The organism is Flavisolibacter ginsengiterrae DSM 18136, from assembly GCF_059568575.1.
On record NZ_JCANTR010000012.1, the window covers coordinates 21,600 to 40,911 of the forward strand.

General features: G+C 40.4%; 19 protein-coding genes. 9 read left to right on the plus strand and 10 right to left on the minus strand.

The window, feature by feature from the left end; genetic code table 11:
- Positions 1-73 precede the first annotated feature (73 nt).
- Complete coding sequence (locus BP74_RS13325; protein ID WP_496374973.1) at positions 74-757, minus strand: heme exporter protein CcmB; 684 nt, start codon at positions 755-757, stop codon at positions 74-76.
- Positions 758-807: 50 nt separating this feature from the next.
- Here BP74_RS13325 and BP74_RS13330 point away from each other — a divergent pair, with 50 nt between their 5' ends.
- A complete protein-coding gene (locus tag BP74_RS13330; protein WP_496374850.1) occupies positions 808-1,782 on the plus strand; it encodes a DUF6263 family protein in 975 nt (324 codons plus the stop codon).
- Positions 1,783-1,860: 78 nt separating this feature from the next.
- Here BP74_RS13330 and BP74_RS13335 read toward each other — a convergent pair whose 3' ends face one another.
- Positions 1,861-2,439, minus strand: coding sequence for a thymidine kinase (locus tag BP74_RS13335; protein WP_496374851.1), 579 nt, complete (start codon positions 2,437-2,439; stop codon positions 1,861-1,863).
- 119 nt (positions 2,440-2,558) lie between these two features.
- Here BP74_RS13335 and BP74_RS13340 point away from each other — a divergent pair, with 119 nt between their 5' ends.
- Positions 2,559-3,401 (plus strand): DUF8457 domain-containing protein, encoded by an 843-nt coding sequence (locus BP74_RS13340; RefSeq protein WP_496374852.1) that lies wholly within the window; start codon positions 2,559-2,561, stop codon positions 3,399-3,401.
- Here BP74_RS13340 and BP74_RS13345 read toward each other — a convergent pair.
- Positions 3,374-4,600 (minus strand): 3-deoxy-D-manno-octulosonic acid transferase, encoded by a 1,227-nt coding sequence (locus BP74_RS13345; protein ID WP_496374853.1) that lies wholly within the window; start codon positions 4,598-4,600, stop codon positions 3,374-3,376. The genes BP74_RS13340 and BP74_RS13345 overlap by 28 nt on opposite strands.
- 135 nt (positions 4,601-4,735) lie before the next feature.
- Between BP74_RS13345 and BP74_RS13350 the strand changes: the two genes are divergently transcribed.
- From BP74_RS13350 to rfbD, 6 genes are all read left to right on the plus strand, one after another.
- Positions 4,736-5,878 carry a DegT/DnrJ/EryC1/StrS family aminotransferase gene (locus BP74_RS13350; protein WP_496374854.1) on the plus strand — a complete coding sequence of 381 codons (1,143 nt, stop codon included), beginning with the start codon at positions 4,736-4,738 and terminating at the stop codon, positions 5,876-5,878.
- Positions 5,875-7,200: a UDP-glucose dehydrogenase family protein gene (locus tag BP74_RS13355; RefSeq protein ID WP_496374855.1), complete on the plus strand. Its 1,326-nt coding sequence runs from the start codon at positions 5,875-5,877 to the stop codon at positions 7,198-7,200. The genes BP74_RS13350 and BP74_RS13355 overlap by 4 nt, the downstream gene beginning before the upstream one ends.
- Complete coding sequence (locus tag BP74_RS13360; RefSeq protein ID WP_496374856.1) at positions 7,200-8,180, plus strand: UDP-glucuronic acid decarboxylase family protein; 981 nt, start codon at positions 7,200-7,202, stop codon at positions 8,178-8,180. Before BP74_RS13355 ends, BP74_RS13360 begins: the two co-directional genes overlap by 1 nt.
- Positions 8,181-8,336: 156 nt before the next feature.
- Positions 8,337-9,626 carry a nucleotide sugar dehydrogenase gene (locus tag BP74_RS13365; protein WP_496374857.1) on the plus strand — a complete coding sequence of 430 codons (1,290 nt, stop codon included), beginning with the start codon at positions 8,337-8,339 and terminating at the stop codon, positions 9,624-9,626.
- Between the two features lie 2 nt (positions 9,627-9,628).
- On the plus strand, positions 9,629-10,189 hold the full coding sequence (gene rfbC / locus BP74_RS13370; protein WP_496374858.1) for a dTDP-4-dehydrorhamnose 3,5-epimerase: 561 nt from the start codon (positions 9,629-9,631) through the stop codon (positions 10,187-10,189).
- Entirely contained in the window at positions 10,186-11,052 is an 867-nt protein-coding gene (gene rfbD, locus BP74_RS13375) for a dTDP-4-dehydrorhamnose reductase (protein WP_496374859.1), read from the plus strand. The genes rfbC and rfbD overlap by 4 nt, the downstream gene beginning before the upstream one ends.
- Here rfbD and argH read toward each other — a convergent pair.
- The gene (gene argH / locus BP74_RS13380; RefSeq protein ID WP_496374860.1) at positions 11,045-12,346 is read right to left on the minus strand and encodes an argininosuccinate lyase; all 1,302 of its coding nucleotides are present in this window, start codon (positions 12,344-12,346) and stop codon (positions 11,045-11,047) included. The genes rfbD and argH overlap by 8 nt on opposite strands.
- Before the next feature lie 387 nt (positions 12,347-12,733).
- Between argH and BP74_RS13385 the strand changes: the two genes are divergently transcribed.
- Positions 12,734-13,465, plus strand: a complete 732-nt coding sequence (locus BP74_RS13385) for a methyltransferase domain-containing protein (protein WP_496374861.1) — start codon at positions 12,734-12,736, stop codon at positions 13,463-13,465.
- A gap of 17 nt (positions 13,466-13,482) precedes the next feature.
- On the opposite strand, the gene BP74_RS13390 is transcribed toward BP74_RS13385, so the two are convergent.
- Genes BP74_RS13390 through argC form a run of 6 tightly spaced genes read right to left on the minus strand, consistent with a single transcriptional unit; the run spans position 13,483 to position 19,310 of the window.
- Complete coding sequence (locus BP74_RS13390) at positions 13,483-14,553, minus strand: M20 family metallo-hydrolase (protein ID WP_496374862.1); 1,071 nt, start codon at positions 14,551-14,553, stop codon at positions 13,483-13,485.
- On the minus strand, positions 14,546-15,331 hold the full coding sequence (argB, locus tag BP74_RS13395; protein ID WP_496374863.1) for an acetylglutamate kinase: 786 nt from the start codon (positions 15,329-15,331) through the stop codon (positions 14,546-14,548). Before argB ends, BP74_RS13390 begins: the two co-directional genes overlap by 8 nt.
- Before the next feature lie 5 nt (positions 15,332-15,336).
- Positions 15,337-16,290 carry a Rossmann-fold NAD(P)-binding domain-containing protein gene (locus BP74_RS13400; protein ID WP_496374864.1) on the minus strand — a complete coding sequence of 318 codons (954 nt, stop codon included), beginning with the start codon at positions 16,288-16,290 and terminating at the stop codon, positions 15,337-15,339.
- A 57-nt stretch (positions 16,291-16,347) separates the two neighbouring features.
- Positions 16,348-17,523: an aspartate aminotransferase family protein gene (locus BP74_RS13405; RefSeq protein ID WP_496374865.1), complete on the minus strand. Its 1,176-nt coding sequence runs from the start codon at positions 17,521-17,523 to the stop codon at positions 16,348-16,350.
- Positions 17,520-18,323 carry a pyrroline-5-carboxylate reductase gene (gene proC / locus BP74_RS13410; RefSeq protein ID WP_496374866.1) on the minus strand — a complete coding sequence of 268 codons (804 nt, stop codon included), beginning with the start codon at positions 18,321-18,323 and terminating at the stop codon, positions 17,520-17,522. The genes BP74_RS13405 and proC overlap by 4 nt, the downstream gene beginning before the upstream one ends.
- Before the next feature lie 9 nt (positions 18,324-18,332).
- Positions 18,333-19,310 carry an N-acetyl-gamma-glutamyl-phosphate reductase gene (argC, locus tag BP74_RS13415; RefSeq protein ID WP_496374867.1) on the minus strand — a complete coding sequence of 326 codons (978 nt, stop codon included), beginning with the start codon at positions 19,308-19,310 and terminating at the stop codon, positions 18,333-18,335.
- Positions 19,311-19,312 lie beyond the last annotated feature (2 nt).

Genomic DNA, 19,312 nt, shown 5'->3' on the forward strand with positions numbered 1-19,312 from the left:
TGACACATTCCTGAGCAATGTCATAATATAAATTAAGCCGTATTAGATTAGGAAATGGCCCGAAGCCAGCCGGTCAATCTTTCCATAGGAAAGGAAAAAGAATGATGGCAAGCAGTATGACCAAAATGTCGGAACCAAACAGTAACAATATATTGGCAGCGGGTACAGGAATATTGGTTACAAATACTGCGTTGGACACTTTCATTAAAACAAGGAGCTGGGGAACAATGATGGGAAATCCTAAAATAGCCATGATCGCAGCGTTTTGCTGTGCCTTGGCAGCAATAGCGGCCAAAAAAGTAAAAACCAGGCTCAGGCTCCAGCTGCCTAAAAAAGTGATCCCAATAAAGGGCATTGTTCTTTTAACCGGATAATTCATAAATAAAGAAAACAGCACCATGCTGAGGGCACTCATGGCCAGCATTAGCAGGGAATTGAAAAGCAGTTTAGCCAGGACAAAATTTTGCGGGCTGGCAATCGTGTGATAATAAAGCATCCGGCTGCGGTTTTCCTGCAAAAAACTTTTGGCCACTGCATTGATACTGATGAATAGCTGTATGATCCAGAAGAGTCCATTCCATGTGCTGGTCGCCGGGTTCTCGACAGCCATATATAGAACAAATATGGTAGCCCCTACGTAGAGCAACACTCCATAAAAAGCGTATTGCTGCCTTATCTCTAATAAAACATCTTTTTTAAATAAGGTCCATATTTGAGTAAATGCCCTGATAAAAGAATTTTTGCGAAAATAGCCTATTCATTTTTTTAGCTCATCCCTTAATTGGTAATTTGTCTTTAATCTATTGTATGAAAAAATTTCTCAGTCCTGGAATAGCTATGGTTTTTCTTTTAACTGCATGCGGTAATGCAGGGAGTGATACCAAAAAAGATTCAATTGTTACGGCCCGAAAGGATAGCACTATAATTTCTACTATCGATACAACCAGTGCAAGGGTTGAGGATTCTATTAATAATGCAGCAGTATTTGATCCTGGTAAGGAAGTGTTATTACGATTCAACCTGGAAAAGGGAAGGTCATATGCTTATGAGATAGCATTGGGCATTGCCCAGGAAATGCAGGAAAGGAAAATGAACACAGGAATGAACTGGAAGTATACCATCCAGGTAATAAATGATAAGGGTTCGTTGAAGACACTAAAGGTAATTTATGACCGTATTGGTATGTCTATGGATATGGGTGGGCAAAAGATGGAGTTTAGTTCTGATTCCCCTGCAGGAGATCCTTCCAATCCTTTAAATATGGTCACCAATCTTTTTTCCGCCATGAAAGGAAAAAGTTTCACCATGAAAGTTGATGCCAATGGCCAGATCAAAGAGGTTAACGGAATTGATCAATTGGGGGAAGAACTTGTGACAGGATTAAATTTACCGGCCGCATCCAAAGACAGGATGCTTCAAAGCTTCAGATCTAAATTCAATGAAAATGATGTGAAGGAGACTTTCTCCCAAACTTTTTCCATGTTACCCAATAAGAAGGTAAAACCGGGTGATAGCTGGGAAAGGGAATCTATGACAAGGGTTGGTCCGACAAAAGGTAAATTGCTAACAGTTTATACGGTGCGGTCTATCAAGGGAAATATTGTTAAGCTTTCGGGCAAAGGCAGGCTACAATCTGAAAATGGAAATGTTACAGGCACTCAAAATTCCAGCCTGGTCATAGATGCTGACAATGGACTGGTCTTAGAAAATGTGTTTGATATGAACACTGAAGGCCGGCAAAAATTGAGCACCCATGGCAAGATCACCGGTAAAAAATTATAAGCTTAGGCTGTAAAGAGACAACAAGCCTGGATGTGACCTCTTTACAGCTTCTTACTTAGAAGGATAAGTATGTAATGTTCAGTCCAATGCCCCGTCAAGGGTAAAACAGTTGCGGCAACGTGGCTCATATGCATTTTTGGCTCCCAGCATGATCTGTTCCTCGTTGGGGATGATCCGGTAAGAGTAATTGGCGATATTCCCGCATTTGACACAAATTGCATGGAGCTTGGTAATATAATCTGCCTTAGCCAGGAGAAATGGGATCTGTCCAAAGGGTTTGGCCATATAATCCATATCAAGGCCAGCTACAATGACCCTTACCCCACGAAGTGCCAGTTCATCGCAGACGTTTGCGATCTCATCATCAAAAAATTGAGCCTCGTCAATACCCACAACATCAGCCTCCTGCGCCAATAATAAAAGAGTTTGGGAGCTATCAATAGGAGTGGAGTGGATCGCATTCTCATCGTGGGAAACGATTTTGATCTCATCATACCGCACATCTATGGCTGGCTTGAAGATCTCCACTTTTAAATTGGCGATCTTGGCCCGTTTGAGTCTTCTGATCAATTCTTCAGTTTTTCCGGAGAACATTGAGCCGCAGATCACTTCAATCCACCCACGCCGTTCCCCTTTAATGTTTGGTTCGATGAACATCCAGGATAAATTATGGCTTGTTTATTAATCTATTTGCAATCTGTTAGTACTTTTAGGCACGTCTTTTCGTTTAAGACCTAAACATCCTATTGTTAAAAACAGCGAAAGTACCATAAACAATGGAAAGAATTAATGCTCTTATTGACAAGATATACCAACAAAAAGAACAAGGTTTATCTCCTGCTCAAATTTTACCAACCGTTCAATTGCTTCAGACAGAAATAGTAAAGCTGCAACAAAAAAATAGCATGCTTGGTACGTCGAAAGTTGCTGTTATCATGCCGGTTCAATCAAATTATCATGCAGAAATGGCTGAAACGCCAGTGGCTGATTTACCAAAGGTTGATAAAATGGAAAGTCCTGTTATTGAAATCAAAACAGAACAACCCAAACAAGAGTCCCGGGAAATAAAAGTTCCTGAAGTTCCGGTAGCCAAACCGGAACCTGAAAACAATAATGGTTATTTCTTACGTAAGCCTTCTTTTGAGCCCGTGCAATCACAGGAGTTATTATATAAAGAGGAACCTGTTAAAGAGGAATTTGCCAGGCCTGCAGTAACGCAAAGTAATTTTTACCATGCTTTTGATGCTGTGGAAGAGACACCTACGCTTATGCAGCACCAGCCCCGAAAGGAAGTGCATGAGTTGATTGGTGAGCAGGTAGAATCACTGAATGACCGGTTGAAGCAGGAAAAGAAAGAAGTAGTGCATGCCCTGAAGGATACTCCTATAAAGGATCTTCGGAAAGGCATAGGCATCAATGACCGTTTTACCTTCGTCAGTGAATTGTTTCGCGGTGATGATGCCATGTATGAAAGGAGCATTAAGACCATCAATGGATTTAATATTTTGTCCGAAGCTGAATACTGGATCAACAGGGAGCTGAAATTCAAATTAGGCTGGAATGATAATAAAGAAGAAGTTCAGCATTTTTATCACCTGGTAAGAAGGCGGTTTGCCTGAATGTAGTGAAGTATTTCGGCTGTTCCTCCTGTGTTTTTGGTAATGTAATGCAAGGCATGTAATCCTGCACTTTGCAGGTTGGTCTCATTTTCCACTAAACCATCAACTCTTTTTTGCCATTGTTCCTGGTCACGCACGCTAAATGCTCCCCCGGAAGCTATTAGTTCCTTTGCTTCCCTGTATTTCTGGTAGTTAGGTCCAAAAACAACAGCTTTCCCATATACAGCAGCTTCAAGGATGTTGTGAATGCCGTCCTTTGTAAAACCTCCACCTACATAGGCTAAAGTTGCATATTTGTATAACCTTGAAAGCATTCCAACATTATCAATTATCAGGACCTTTTCCTTTCCGGTTCTTTTTTCCCAATTGGAATAACGCACAGAATTGGGAAATTGCTGTTCTATCTGCGTAATGTGATCTTCATTGATCTCATGAGGTGCCAGTATCAGTTTGGCAGGCATATACTGGCTCAGCATTTTTTCGTCTTCTTTCCAGGTGCTTCCAGCCACGACCACCTTCTCTGTACCCACAAAATGTTCAATGACCGATAGTTCTGTGAAATTGGCAGCAATTTCCCTGACGCGGTCAAACCTTGTATCACCGCTGATGGAGCAATGTGTGATGCTATTTTCTTTTAGTAATTGAAATGAAGCCTTATCCTGGACAAAAAGATGGCGGAACAGCAATAAAACCTTCCTGTAAAATTGGCCATACCATTTAAAAAAGGCCTGGTCCTTTCTAAAAACAGCTGATACCAGCAGTATGGGAATATGCCTGAAGGCAGCTTCGGAAAGATGGTGAAACCAGAATTCATATTTGACAAAAATGATCAGCTCCGGGTGGAGGATTTGAATGAATCGCTTTGCATTTTCCCTGGTATCAAGGGGAAGGTAGGTTATATAGTCAACATCTGTCTTTTTTGCCAGATTGTAGCCGGAGGGAGAGAAAAAGCTTACGACGATCTTATGATCCGGATATTGTTTTTTTATTCCAGCTATGATTGGTTTACCCTGTTCGAATTCACCTGCCGAAGAACAATGCATCCAGATAATCTTATCGGCCTTACTAATATTTTGTTCTAAATCCCGGAAAAGATTTTTTCTTCCCTGGAGCCATTCTTTTGCTTTTTTACTGCGTAAAGAAGCAAACCGGATAGCCAAAACATAGAGGCGGATAAATGTATTGTACAATAATATCAATCTGGGGCTGAGTTTATGGTGGGCAAAAATAGAACTCTATCGGCGGCCACCCATATTTTCCTATTTTTGCGCGCCTGTTTCCTGGTACCCATTAATAATATTGTGTATGAATGGACAGGCTTTAAATTTTTAAGGATGCGCCCAATACAAATGGTTGATCTGAAGCTACAATACCAGAAGATCAAACCTCAAATTGATGAAGCCGTTTTACAAGTTGTGGAAAGTTGTGCATTTATCAATGGTCCACAGGTTCAAAGTTTTGCTAGCAAATTATCGAATTATACAGGCTCAAGGCATGTAATTCCCTGTGCCAATGGTACTGATGCCTTACAAATAGCCATGATGGCATTGGGTTTGCAAGAAGGGGACGAAGTGATCACACCCTCATTCACCTATATAGCCACTACGGAGGTCATAGCTTTGTTAAAGCTGACACCTGTGTTTGTAGATGTTGACCCGCAAACTTTTTGTATTGATCCATCTTCCATTGAAAAAGCTATTACTCCCAAAACAAAAGCGATAGTCCCGGTTCATTTATATGGCCAGGCTGCCAACATGGAGGAGATCATGAAAATAGCGGATGCACATAAATTATATGTCATTGAGGACAATGCCCAGGCTATAGGTTGTGAATATTATTATTCCGATGGCTCAGTAAAAAAGACGGGTTCTATAGGAACTATTGGCACCACTTCTTTTTTTCCTTCCAAAAACCTGGGATGCTTTGGTGATGGTGGAGCGATAATGACCGAAGACAATGTATTGGCAGATCAACTGAAAATGGTGGCCAACCATGGTCAAAGCAAGCGTTATTACCATGATGTGGTTGGATGTAACAGCCGGCTGGATACGATACAGGCTGCAGTGCTGGAAGTGAAGCTGGAACACCTTGATGAATACATTTATGCGCGCAGGGCAGTTGCGGATTATTATGATGCTGCTTTTTCAGGTCATCCTGCCATTACAACTCCTTACAGGTCAGGCAATTGCAAGCATGTTTTTCACCAGTACACCCTCATTTTAAATGGGGTTGATAGAAACAAATTACATGATTATCTTGCAGAGAATAAGATTCCTTCCATGATCTATTACCCTGTGCCTGCACATCGTCAGAAGATGTTCTCACATTTTAATTCTTCCAGTACAGAACTACCTGTGACAGATTGGTTGACTGAACGTGTTATCTCGCTTCCCATGCATACGGAAATGGACCAGGAGCAATTACAATATATAACCACTAAAGTTTTAGAATTTATAACCCTTAATCATACAGTATGAAAATTACAGTTGTTGGAACCGGATACGTTGGTTTAGTAACCGGAACCTGCCTAGCAGAAACCGGTAACCATGTTTGCTGCGTAGATATTGACGAGAGAAAAGTGAACAAATTAAGAAATGGCCAGATCACTATTTATGAGCCAGGACTGGAGAAATTGTTTGAAAGAAACCTAAAGGAAGAACGTTTAAGTTTTACTACAGACCTGAAAGAAGGGCTTGAAGATTCTGAGATCGTATTCCTGGCGCTACCTACACCTCCGGGAGAAGATGGATCGGCTGACCTGAAATATGTTTTGGGTGTAGCAGATCATATTGGGAAGCTTCTAACAGACTATAAGATCATCATTGATAAAAGTACCGTACCAGTTGGTACTGCTGAAAAAGTTCATGCAGCCATTGCAAAAAACTACAATGGTGAGTTTGACGTGGTTTCCAACCCTGAATTTTTAAGGGAAGGCGTAGCTGTTGAGGATTTTATGAAACCAGACAGGATCGTTATTGGAACTACATCAGATAGGGCAAAGGCTTTATTAACTGAATTATATGGTCCTTATGTTCGCCAGGGTAACCCGATCATATTCATGGATGAACGTTCTGCAGAATTGACCAAGTATGCGGCTAATGCATTTCTTGCCACCAAAATCTCTTTCATGAACGAGATTGCGCAAATGTGTGAGCGTCTTGGTGCAGATGTGGATATGGTACGTAAAGGAATAGGAAGTGATGAACGAATTGGAAAGCGTTTTCTTTTCCCGGGCATAGGATATGGAGGAAGTTGTTTTCCTAAAGACGTAAAAGCATTGGTGTATTCTGCCAAAGAAGTGGCTTATGATTTTGCTATACTGGATGCAGTTACTGAGGTAAATGAAAGGCAAAAAGTACACCTGGTATCTAAGATCAGGCGTTATTACAATAATGACCTGGCAGGTAAGAAGTTTGCTGTATGGGGACTGGCATTCAAACCAAATACCGATGATATCCGTGAAGCTCCGGCATTGGAGATCATTTCAGCCTTGTTGGATAGTGGGGCATCAGTATGTGCATTTGACCCTGAAGCCGTTAATAATGTAAAACAAATTTTTGGTGACAGGATCAATTTTGCAGAGACACAATATGAATGTATTGAGCATGCAGATGCGCTGATCGTAGCCACTGAATGGAATGAGTTCAGAACTCCGGATTTTGATAAAATATTATCTCTTTTAAAAGACCCGGTAATATTTGACGGTCGTAATGTATTTGATGTCCAGGTGATGGAGAAAAAAGGATTCCATTATGAAAGCATAGGCCGTTCTTCGGTAAACCAACCCAAATTCGTTTAATGAAAAAAAGAATATTGATCACCGGTGGCGCAGGTTTTCTCGGATCTCACCTGTGCGACCGGTTTATTGCTGAAGGTTATCACGTGATCGCCATGGACAACCTGATCACAGGCGATCTTAAAAATATAGAACACCTATTTAAACTGGAACACTTTGAGTTCTACCACCATGATGTAACCAAGTTCATTCATGTACCAGGTGAACTGGATTATATCCTTCATTTTGCTTCACCAGCTAGTCCCATCGATTATTTGAAGATACCAATTCAAACATTGAAGGTTGGTGCTATGGGCACACATAATTGCCTGGGTTTGGCAAAAGCTAAAAGCGCAAGGATACTGGTAGCTTCTACAAGCGAGGTATATGGTGATCCTCTTGTGCATCCTCAAACCGAGGAGTATTGGGGGAATGTCAATCCTGTTGGACCCAGGGGAGTATATGATGAGGCAAAAAGGTACATGGAATCTATTACCATGGCTTATCACACTTTCCATGGCGTTGATACCAGGATCATCCGCATCTTCAATACTTACGGTCCCCGTATGCGTCTCAATGACGGTCGGGCACTCCCTGCATTTATAGGACAGGCATTACGCGGTGAGGATATGACAGTATTTGGGGATGGCTCACAGACGAGGTCTTTCTGTTATGTCAGTGACCTTGTTGAAGGTATTTACCGATTGTTGTTAAGTGATTATTCCCTGCCGGTAAATATTGGTAACCCTGACGAGATCTCTTTAAAGGATTTTGCTGAGGAAGTATTGCATTTAACAGGGGGCAAGGTGAATATCATTTATAAACCATTGCCGGCTGATGATCCAAAACAGCGCAAGCCGGATATTACCAAAGCGAAAGAAATTTTGGGATGGGCTCCCCTGGTAGGGCGAAAGGAAGGTTTGGCTAAAACTTACGAGTATTTTAAAGCACTTCCTTCAGAGGAGTGGTCTAAGCTCCCAAAAGAATTCCAAAGCAGGCGATGATCTTCTAAAATTTATCCCTGATTACTTAAAGGAAAAGCCTGGAACCTGCCATTGACAAAACCGGCAGGTTCCAGGGTAATTCTGCATTAAAGTCCGGGTAACATTTCCTTATTGACTGATCACAGATATATTTGCACCCATTACAAGTAACCACCTATGTTCCAGGAACTCATTGACAAAAAGGAAAAGCTGGCGGTAATAGGCCTCGGCTATGTTGGCTTGCCTATCGCTTTGGAATTTGCACGCAAGGTATCTGTGATCGGTTTCGATATCAATGCGAAGCGTATTGATATGATGAAAGAGGGTATAGACCCAAGTAATGAACTGGACAAAAAAGCATTCGAGGGATGTGATATTGAATTCACCAATTCTCTTGATGTATTACGTGAAGCCCGGTTCTTTATTGTGGCTGTTCCAACTCCTGTTGATGAACATAATGTTCCGGATCTCACTCCCGTTAAGAAAGCATCAGAAACAATAGGCAGGGTGATAAAGAAGGGAGATTACGTGGTTTTCGAATCTACTGTTTATCCAGGTTGTACAGAGGAAGATTGCCTGCCGATAATAGAAAAGCTATCAGGACTGAAAGACAAACAAGATTTTAAATCAGGTTATTCCCCTGAAAGGATTAACCCGGGTGATAAGAAACATACTTTATCTTCTATAGTAAAAGTGGTTTCCGGATGTGATGAGGAATCTCTAGATACAATAGCCAGGGTTTATGAACTGGTAGTGAAAGCGGGTGTTCATAGAGCTTCCTCTATTAAGGTAGCAGAAGCTGCCAAGATCATAGAGAATACACAACGTGACCTGAATATTGCACTGATGAACGAGCTATCTATCATCTTTGACAAAATGGGTATCAATACTTATGAAGTGCTGGAAGCTGCAGGTACAAAGTGGAACTTTCTGAAGTTCAGCCCTGGGCTTGTGGGAGGCCATTGCATTGGTGTGGATCCTTATTACCTGACTTATAAAGCCAGTGAACTTGGTTATAACTCCAGGGTAATATTAGCAGGACGGTACATTAATGATAACATGTCACTGTACGTGGCAAAGAAAGTAGTCCGCCATATTATCAGCAACGTGAGTGATGTTAAGGCTGCCAGGGTGTTGGTAATGGGCGCTACATTTAAAGAGAATGTAAGTGATATCCGCAATTCCAAAGTGGCAGACGTGGTAAAAGAATTAAAGGAATTCTTTTTAAATGTTGATGTTGTTGACCCTCATGCAGACAGTGAAGAATTGAAACATGAATATGGCTTTGGCCTGGCAGATGGAGTAGCTAACGATTATGATGCAGTTATCATAACTGTATGTCATGATTCCTATGCCGATTTTGATGATGCTTACTTTGCATCTATTACCAAACCCAACGCCCTGGTTGCAGACCTTAAAGGAGCATACAGGGGTAAAGTAAAGAACAGAAATTACTGGAGTTTTTAATTATGCCTTTTATTCAAACACCTATACAAGATCTGCTGATTTTTGAACCCAGGGTTTTCGAAGATCATCGTGGCTATTTTTATGAGGCTTATAATGAGCAGGTCTTTACAGAAGGGGGCATTGATATACAATTCGTACAGGATAATCAGTCCAAATCTTCCTTTGGAGTTATAAGGGGTCTGCACTATCAGCAAGATCCGTTTGCACAGACCAAACTGGTTCGGGTGCTGGAAGGGAAGATCCTTGATGTGGCCATAGATATCAGAAAAGGTTCACCGCATTTTGGAAAGAGTTACTCCATTGAACTTTCGGGTGATAATAAAAAACAGCTTTTAATACCCGCTGGATTTGCCCATGGATTTTCAGTACTCTCTGAAACGGCGGTAGTGCTGTATAAATGTGACCGTTTTTATAATAAACAAAGTGAAGCAGGGATCCGGTATGATGATCCTTTCCTGGGAATAGACTGGGGCATTCCACCAGGGCAGGAAATTGTTTCTGAAAAAGACCTGCAATTGCCTTTATTCAAGGAATGCAATAACAATTTCCAATTTAGAAAATGAGTAGTGCTGTCAAAATAGTAGTTTCCGGAAGTAACGGGCAGTTGGGCAGTGAACTACAGGAATTAGCAAGCCAATACAAAGACCTTCAGTTTATATTTCTATCCAGGGCTGACCTCTCAATCACAGATAGCGCTGCATTGAATAATATATTTTCTATACATAAGCCTTCCTATTTCATCAATTGTGCGGCTTATACAGCTGTTGATAAGGCTGAGATAGAAACGGATCTTGCCGGGGAGATCAATGGTAAAGCAGTTGGTGCTATAGCTACATTATGCAGGGAAAATGGTTGCAGGTTGATTCATATTTCTACAGACTACGTATTTAATGGCGAGTCAGGCAGGCCGTTAAAAGAAGATGATCATGTAGATCCGGTAAATGCTTACGGTGAAACGAAGTTGATGGGTGAAAGGCTGGCATTGCAAAATACAGATGCCTTGATCATACGCACATCATGGGTTTATTCCAGGTATGGTAACAACTTCGTGAAAACCATGAAGCGACTAATGGCAGAGAAAGAAAGTATCAATGTTGTACATGACCAGGTAGGGTCTCCAACGTATGCTGCAGATCTTGCGGAAGCTATTCTTGTAATAATCAATTCAGGAAAATGGGTGCCTGGAATTTATCATTACAGTAACTCTGGAGTGATCAGTTGGTTTGAATTTGCAAGTGAAATAATAAAGCAGTTACATTCAAATTGCGTGGTAAGTCCCATAACTACTGAACAGTTTCCCACACCAGCCAAAAGGCCTGCTTATTCTGTACTCGACAAAACCAAAATTCAGACAGATTATCCTATCGTTATTAAGGACTGGAAAGACAGTCTAAAGGTTTGCATCAATAAATTGATGGCTAATTAAACTTCTTCAGTACTATTTCCATTTGGCTTTTAATGGCAGGGGTGGAAAGATTACCTATGCTGCCTTCATGCGTATGTTGCAATCCTTTTGACAAGTCAAATTTAAAGTTGCCTTTTTCAATATCGTTACCTACCTGTTGGTATGCTTCACGGAATGGAATACCCTGGTTCACTAATTCATTGACTGCCTCGACACTGAACAGGTATTTGTATTTTGGATCTTCAAGAATATGATCCTTTATTTCAATGTTGGACAACATGAGCCTTGTCATTTGAAAGCAGGCTTTTAGTTCCTCTATGGCGGGAAACAGGATCTCTTTAGTCAATTGCAGATCACGGTGGTAACCTGATGGCAGGTTATTCAATAATAGAATTAATTCATTGGGGATTGACTGGATGCGATTGCATTTGGCCCTGATCAATTCAAAAACGTCCGGGTTCTTTTTATGCGGCATAATACTGCTGCCTGTAGTTAATTCAGGGGGAAATGAAATGAAAGCAAAATTCTGGTTCAGGTAAAGGCAGCAATCCATGGAAAATTTGCTGAGGGTAGCCGCCAGGCAGGCAAGACCCATTGAGACGATCTTCTCAGTTTTACCCCGGCTCATTTGGGCATATACAGAATTATGATTCAGTGAAGCAAACTGCAACAGATCTGTAGTTCTCTGCCTGTTCAGCGGAAAAGAAGAACCATAACCTGCTCCACTACCCAGTGGGTTTTTGTTGGTCACCTGGTAAGAAGCAGCAAGGACCTCCAAATCATCAACGAGACTTTCAGCGTAAGCTCCTAACCATAAACCGAATGATGAGGGCATAGCAATCTGTAAATGGGTGTAGCCAGGCAATAATTTATCTTTAAACTTTTCGCTTTGAGATACTAAAAGTTCAAATAATTCTTTGACCTCTTGCTTAATGTTTAATACCTCGGCGCGCAGGTATAATTTAATATCTACTGCAACCTGGTCATTGCGGCTTCTGCCACTATGTATCTTTTTGCCAATATCACCAATACGTTTGGTTAACAGGAATTCAACCTGCGAATGGACGTCTTCCGCATCATCTTCTATAACAAAATGGCCATCAATGATTTCTTTTTGAATATCCTTTAGTGCTTCAACAGCCTTTGCCGCTTCCTCTTTGCCCATTAATCCAACTTCGCCCAGCATGGTAACATGAGCAATAGAGCCTTGTACATCATAAGCAGCTAAGGCCATATCAAATTCCTTATCCCGACCAACCGTAAACTTTTCCACTAATTCAGAAACAGATGTCGATTCTTTTTGCCAGAGCTTCATATAATTTCTTTTTTGAACGTAGACTACGTTGTAAAATAATGCCTTCTTAAGCCTGTAAAATTACTAAGCAATGGATGAACTTCATTACACTGCATCTTACAATCTATTTTTGAAAATATATTCAAATATGCTCATCAATTCAAAGTAGTTATTAATACGTTTTGTAGCTGTCTTACAAAACAATACATTGCTCTTTGCAACAAGGTATTGATTTATGCATCTTTTTCCTGATACGTACACTTATGCTCCAGCCATCTATTGAGTGAAAAGAGTCCTGTATGTTTCCAGCAAAGTCCACTATGTTTACCATAGGTTTACATTGGCGGACAATTTTTATAATAAGAAATTATTGCTATTATCCATTGTTTATAACGAATCAAGTAGTTTATGAAAGTGAGGAACCCCAAGGGCAGGGAGGATTTAACAATTCAAAGAAAATTCAAAGTACTTGAAGTAGGGGGAGGACAAAATCCTTGCCCCAGGTCGAATGTAATAGTCGATAAGTATATGTATGATAATTACCATAGAAGCGGTGATTTAAAAATATATAACAACCAGGAATTTGTTTGTGCAGATGGAGAGTGTTTGCCTTTTGGAGAGAAATCTTTTGATTATGTTATTTGTTGCCAGGTATTAGAACATGTAAATGATCCCATAAAGTTTGTTGGTGAACAACAACGTGTTGCCCGGGCAGGGTATATGGAAACACCTTCTTTAATAGGAGAATATCTAATGCCCAAGGAATCTCATAAATGGGTGTCACTTGAAATAGATGGCAAAATAGTTTTGTATGAGAAGGAGAAAGTACAATTTAAAGCAGTGCGGGATTTTGGGTATATTTTTTTGGATTTTTTACCAAAACAATCCATTGGCTATAAAGTAATGCAAAAAACACATTTCAATTTGTTCAGCATTAATTATGAATGGAAAGATACTATTGAGATAATTGTTAACCCGGAAAGTTCCTATTATTTTGATTTTTTTACAAAACCGTGGGATGAAAAAGTATGCAATAAACTACTTAGATACAAAAGTAGTAATGAAGAATTTTTTTCTTCCTTTAGTGCATTTATGGAAGTCTGTAAAAATGTGTTCAGGAATAAAATATTAAAGGCCTGAGGACTATGATTCAATAACTATAATATTCCTCCCAAAAGGTGGATGTAAGTGTCTATACCTTTTTTAATTTCATCAACAAAAATATATTCATCAGCCATATGGCTTCTTGCCGAATCTCCGGGTCCTATTTTTAACGCTGGAAAGGCCATCAAAGCTTTATCTGATGTTGTTGGAGATCCATAATACGTCAACCCTAAAGAAAGGCCAGATTTAACCAACGGATGTTGAAGGGAAATAGAAGAAGACCTTATCCGGAGACTCCTTGGGGTTACTTCACTATTGATATTTTTTTTAATGGTTTCAACAATTGCTTCCAAAGTATATAGTTCATTAACCCGTACATCGATAACAAATTTGCATTGGGCAGGAACTACATTGTGTGCTTTATTATCTGTTTCAATTACGGTTACACTCATCTTTACAGGTCCTAAGAGATCTGAAACATTTTCAAAACGGAAGCTGTTGATCCATTCAATATCTTTTATCGCATTGTAAATGGCATTTTCACCTTCATTGCGGGCTGCATGACCAGCTTTGCCCTTTGCTATGCAATCCAAAACGATCAAACCTTTCTCTGCTACAGCCATTTGCATCAGGGTGGGTTCACCTACCAAAGCACAGTCAATGGGAGGAAGAAATGCAAGTGCATTTTCTATTCCTCCAGTTCCGGATATCTCTTCTTCTGCAGTTGCCGCGTAAGCTACATTATATGAAAGACCTTCCATTTCATGGAAGTATAGAAATGTCATCATTAGAGCCACAAGGCAACCTCCTGCATCATTACTACCAAGGCCATATAATTTGTCATCAACTAATGCAGGATCAAATGGGTCGCGGGTATAATTGCTATTGGGTTTTACAGTATCATGATGTGAATTGAGAAGGATAGTTGGCTTTGAACTATCAAAATTTTTGTTCAATGCAAGGACATTGTTTCCCACCCTGGTTACCTGGACGCCCTTAGCTGCAAGGAACCTGGTTATTTCACTTGCTGTTTGCCATTCTTCTTTACTGAAAGAAGGTAATCTTATAAGCTCCTGGAGAAGATATATAGCTTCCTGTTTTAGTATTTCAGTATCCTTATTCATTGACTATCGTTGTTCCGGAGTTTCCAGAGACTAATTGGTCTAAATTCTCAGCCTGGCCTATGATCACCTTTTTGACGCCATTATTCAATGCTGCAAAAGCATTGTCAAGTTTCGGGAGCATGCCTGCAAAAACAAGGTTTTTATGTTTCAGCTCACTGTAATAGCCAGGGTTTAAAGATTTGATAACCGTTTCATCGTTGCTGGCATCTAAAAGTACACCTGGTTTTTCGAAAGAATAGATCAGTGATACTTGGTAGTGGCCAGCCAGGCCTTTTGCTATTTCCTGGGCTATTGTATCTGCATTTGTATTTAGTAATTGACCATTTTTGTCATGTGTAATAGGGGCTACTACAATGGTAAGATCCTGGCCCAGCAAATTTTTAAATAAAGAGACATTAATAGCATCAATCTGACCAACAAAGCCATAGTCTATCTGGGGATGATTTCTTTTATGTGCCTGGATGGCATTACCATCAGCCCCGCTTATACCTATTGCATTGCAGTTTTGTGATTGTAATTGAGCGACGATATTTTTATTAATATACCCCGCATAGACCATTGTCACCACCTTTAGTGTTTCGGCATCTGTTATTCTCCGGCCATCAACCAATTGTTGCGGAATTTCTAATTGTGAAGCCAATTTTGTAGCTAGTTTACCACCACCATGCACTAATATTTTCTGGCCTTTTATGGATGCAAAAGTTTTTATAAAAGAGGATAATTTAGTTTCATCATCAATGATGTTTCCCCCAATCTTTATTATAATTAAGGTTTCCAATGCTATTAATTTGATCTGAGGATCTCGTTTAAAACTGCCTGCGCTGCCCAAACCCTGTTTGAAGCTTCCCTTGTGATGATACTGTTAGGGCCATCAAGTATTTCATCACTTAATTCCACATTTCGCCTTACCGGCAAACAATGCATCACCCTGGCATTATTTGTCTGCCTGAGTTTATCATTGGTAAGCATCCAGGAAGTATCTGTTGACAAGATCTGGCCATAGGCTTCGTAAGAGCTCCAATTCTTTACATAAATATAATCGGCATCTTTTAAAGCTTCATCCTGGTTATAAACAATATTAGCTCCTTTGCTAAATTGTTCGGCCAGTTCATATCCTTTGGGATGTGTGATAACAAATTCAGCTTCACCCCATGCATTGATCCATTGAGCAAAACTATTGGCTACGCACTGGGGCAAAGGCTTTACATGAGGTGCCCAGGATAGAACAACCTTTGGCTTCCTGTTTTCCTGGAGAGTTTCTTTGATCGTAATGACATCTGTCAGGCTTTGTAATGGATGCAGGGTGGCGCTTTCCAAACTAACTATTGGTATGCCAGCATATTTTATAAACTGCTGGATGTATTGTTCACTGTAATCTTCCTCCCGGCTCTTAAGGGTAGGGAAGGTGCGGATGGCAAGAATATCAAAATAATTCCCCATGATGGGAGCTGCATCTTTTACGTGTTCAACAGAACTGCCATTCATGATAGCGCCTTCTTCAAATTCAAGAGACCAGCCTTCTGACCCTACGTTAAAAACTATAGCTTCCATTCCCAGGTTTTGTGCAGCTATCTGGGTGCTAAGCCGCGTGCGCATGCTTGGATTTAAAAACAGGCAACCAATCCTTTTATTAATGCCCAGCGTTTTATCCTTAAATGGGTCAGCTTTATAGACCAATGCTTTTTCTACAAGCGCATTAATATCATTTACATCATGTGCGGAAATGAACTGTTTCAATTTTGATTAAGATTAATATTTGTAGTCTTAAATTCTTCCTTATTTCTATTCTATTCTTCAGGCCGACACTTCATCAACCGGTATATTTTGTTCACTCCGTAATTCATTGATCGCTTCCTGGAGTGCGTCCAAAAATTCATCCATTTGCTTACGCGTTATTGTCAGTGCTGGTAATAACCGGATGACATTTGGTTTAGCCTCACCTGTAAAAACATTATGGTGTAATAATAAGTTCTTTCGGAGATCTTTTAAATCAGTTGGTACGTCAAAACCTATCATGAGCCCCAGGCCCCGGATATTTTCTATACCATCTATTTTTTTCAATTTATTGATAAGGTACTGACCACGTTGTTTTGATTTCTCTACCAAATCCTCTTCTTCCATTACTTCCAGTACAGCCAGGCCAGCTGCACATGCAAGATGATTTCCGCCGAAGGTTGTTCCTAACATGCCGTGTTTAGGCTTTATATGAGGCGCGATCAATATGCCGCCGATAGGAAATCCATTGCCCATTCCTTTTGCCATAGTGTATATGTCAGCATTAATCCCGGCATGATCAAAAGCGAAAAACTTTCCACTTCTGCCATATCCACACTGAACTTCATCAGCAATGAGCACCGCACCATTTTCATCGCATAAGCGGCGGAGAAGTTGTAGAAAAGCCGGTGAGGCTAAAGTGATTCCACCTACACCCTGTATTGCTTCAATGATTACTGCTGCAACTTCTGATCCGTTAGTTTGAAAATATTCATTTACTGCGGCTTCATCATTGAATGGCAGAAAAACTACATTATCCGTTTCATTGACAGGGGCAACAATTGATGGATTATCTGTTGCAGCCACTGCTAAAGATGTTCTGCCATGAAAAGCTTTTTTAAAAGCAACGATCTTTTTACGTCCTGTGTGGAATGAAGCCAATTTCAATGCATTTTCATTTGCCTCAGCGCCACTATTAACAAGGAAAAGCTGGTAATCATGCTTTCCGCTAAGCCTGGCCAGTTTTTCAGCGAGTTCTTTTTGAATGGGAATTTGTACTGAATTGGAATAAAAGGCAATTTTATTGAGTTGGTCTTCAATTCTTTTTACCCAATGGGTATTAGTATGTCCAATACTGATGACGGCATGACCACCATACATATCTAAATATTGCACCCCATTTTCATCCCATACATAAGAATCTTTTGCTCTTTCTATGGTAATATTATTTATTGGGTAAACGTCGAAAAGTTTCATGATTGTTTGTATAAATTATTGGCAATATTGGAAGAAAGTTTAATTCCCTTGATAAATGCTGAACTTAACCCCTGGTGCTCCATTTCATTTAATCCGGCAATAGTACAGCCCTTGGGTGAAGTAACTTTATCAATTTCTTCTTCGGGATGTGTTTTGTTGGCTATCAGGAGCTTTGCTGCTCCATAGGCTGTCTGAGCGGCTATTTTAAGCGCATCATGAGCATGAAATCCAATTTCTACACCTCCCTGGGAAGCTGCACGTATGGTGCGCAGGAAAAATGCTATTCCACATGCGCACAGCGCTGTGGCTGCACTCATAAGGTCCTCATTAATGATTATACACTGACCCATGGTGTTAAACAGATCCTGCACAAGCGATATATCTTTTTCAGTAGCATTCACGGCTGAAAGACAGGTCATGCTTTCACGAACCTTCATAGCAGTATTGGGCATGGCCCTGACAATGCGAAGGGTATCACCGAGTTTATCCCGAAATACCTGCGTATGCGCACCGGTAACTACTGAAACAACTAATTGCTTCTCTAAATTAATGGCAGGTTGAATTTGTAATAAAGCTTCATCTAGTTGCTGTGGCAAAACGCAAATGAATATGGCATCAGCATTCCGAATCGCTAAGGCATTGTCAGATCCGGCATTAAAGCCTTTGTCAGCAATATTCCCCAAAGCAGTAATGTTTCTGCGGGTTATGGTAATATCGGAGGGCTTACAAGCCGAAGAACTGATTAATCCTTCTGCAAGTGCCATTCCTATATTACCGCCTCCAATGATGGTTGCTTTCATATAATAGTATTAAAATGCTGTAGCTTTTAATGATAGCCCTTCTTTCTCATCGAGCCCAAACATGAGGTTGAGATTCTGAATGGCCTGTCCGGATGCTCCCTTCAATAAATTATCAATTGCCGAATGCACAACTAATTTAGTCCCCACTTTTTCTAATTGGAGCACACATTTATTGGTATTAACAACCTGCTTCAAAAAGATCTCCTGCTGGCTCACAATCGTAAAAGGGTGATCTTTATAAAAGGCATTGTAAAGTTCCAAAAGTTGTTGGTAATCCCATTTGCAGGTAATCGTTGAGCTGATGAAAATACCTCTTGTAAAATCACCACGCCATGGCACAAAATTGACTTCTTGATTTTGAGAGCCTAATTGGGATAAGGATTGATTAATCTCTTTTAAATGCTGATGTGTCAGTGTTTTATAAGCCTGGACATTATTAGCTCTCCAGCTAAAATGAGACGTAGGCGCAAAACCCTGCCCGGCACCCGTGGACCCTGTTATGCCGGTAGTATGTACCTCATTGAGTAATCCTGCCTGGGCTAAAGGAAGTAGTCCCAACTGAATGGCTGTTGCGAAACAACCAGGATTGGCGATGTTATTTGCCAACCTGATTTTATCTCTGTTGATCTCTGGCAGGCCGTACATAAAGTTCCTGGATTGGAAATTGGAATTTGATTCAAGGCGGAAATCTTGCGACAGGTCGATTATTTTTATTTGGTCGGATATATCATTGGCCTCAAGAAACTTCCTGGCTTCACCATGGCCGACGCATAAAAAAATCACATCCACATCATTTGATAACTGGCTGGAAAAAACAAGATCTGTATCACCTATGAGGTCATGATGAACTGATGCAACAGGCTTACCGGCATTACTGCGACTATGTATGTAAGAAACAGCAACACCAGGATGATTTATAAGTAGGCGAATTAGTTCACCACCTGTGTAACCTGCTCCTCCTATTATACCTACGTTTATTTTTTTCATCT

Bases quoted from the DNA above. Each gene is read 5' to 3' on its own strand.
- BP74_RS13350 (WP_496374854.1), top strand. From the start codon at position 4,736: ATGCGCCCAATACAAATGGTTGATCTGAAGCTACAATACCAGAAGATC.
- BP74_RS13355 (WP_496374855.1), top strand. From the start codon at position 5,875: ATGAAAATTACAGTTGTTGGAACCGGATACGTTGGTTTAGTAACCGGA.
- proC (WP_496374866.1), bottom strand. From the start codon at position 18,323: ATGAAAGCAACCATCATTGGAGGCGGTAATATAGGAATGGCACTTGCA.
- BP74_RS13390 (WP_496374862.1), bottom strand. From the start codon at position 14,553: ATGAATAAGGATACTGAAATACTAAAACAGGAAGCTATATATCTTCTC.
- BP74_RS13360 (WP_496374856.1), top strand. From the start codon at position 7,200: ATGAAAAAAAGAATATTGATCACCGGTGGCGCAGGTTTTCTCGGATCT.
- BP74_RS13405 (WP_496374865.1), bottom strand. From the start codon at position 17,523: ATGAAACTTTTCGACGTTTACCCAATAAATAATATTACCATAGAAAGA.
- rfbD (WP_496374859.1), top strand. From the start codon at position 10,186: ATGAGTAGTGCTGTCAAAATAGTAGTTTCCGGAAGTAACGGGCAGTTG.
- rfbC (WP_496374858.1), top strand. From the start codon at position 9,629: ATGCCTTTTATTCAAACACCTATACAAGATCTGCTGATTTTTGAACCC.
- BP74_RS13335 (WP_496374851.1), bottom strand. From the start codon at position 2,439: ATGTTCATCGAACCAAACATTAAAGGGGAACGGCGTGGGTGGATTGAA.
- argH (WP_496374860.1), bottom strand. From the start codon at position 12,346: ATGAAGCTCTGGCAAAAAGAATCGACATCTGTTTCTGAATTAGTGGAA.
- argC (WP_496374867.1), bottom strand. From the start codon at position 19,310: ATGAAAAAAATAAACGTAGGTATAATAGGAGGAGCAGGTTACACAGGT.
- BP74_RS13340 (WP_496374852.1), top strand. From the start codon at position 2,559: ATGGAAAGAATTAATGCTCTTATTGACAAGATATACCAACAAAAAGAA.
- BP74_RS13385 (WP_496374861.1), top strand. From the start codon at position 12,734: ATGAAAGTGAGGAACCCCAAGGGCAGGGAGGATTTAACAATTCAAAGA.
- BP74_RS13330 (WP_496374850.1), top strand. From the start codon at position 808: ATGAAAAAATTTCTCAGTCCTGGAATAGCTATGGTTTTTCTTTTAACT.
- BP74_RS13365 (WP_496374857.1), top strand. From the start codon at position 8,337: ATGTTCCAGGAACTCATTGACAAAAAGGAAAAGCTGGCGGTAATAGGC.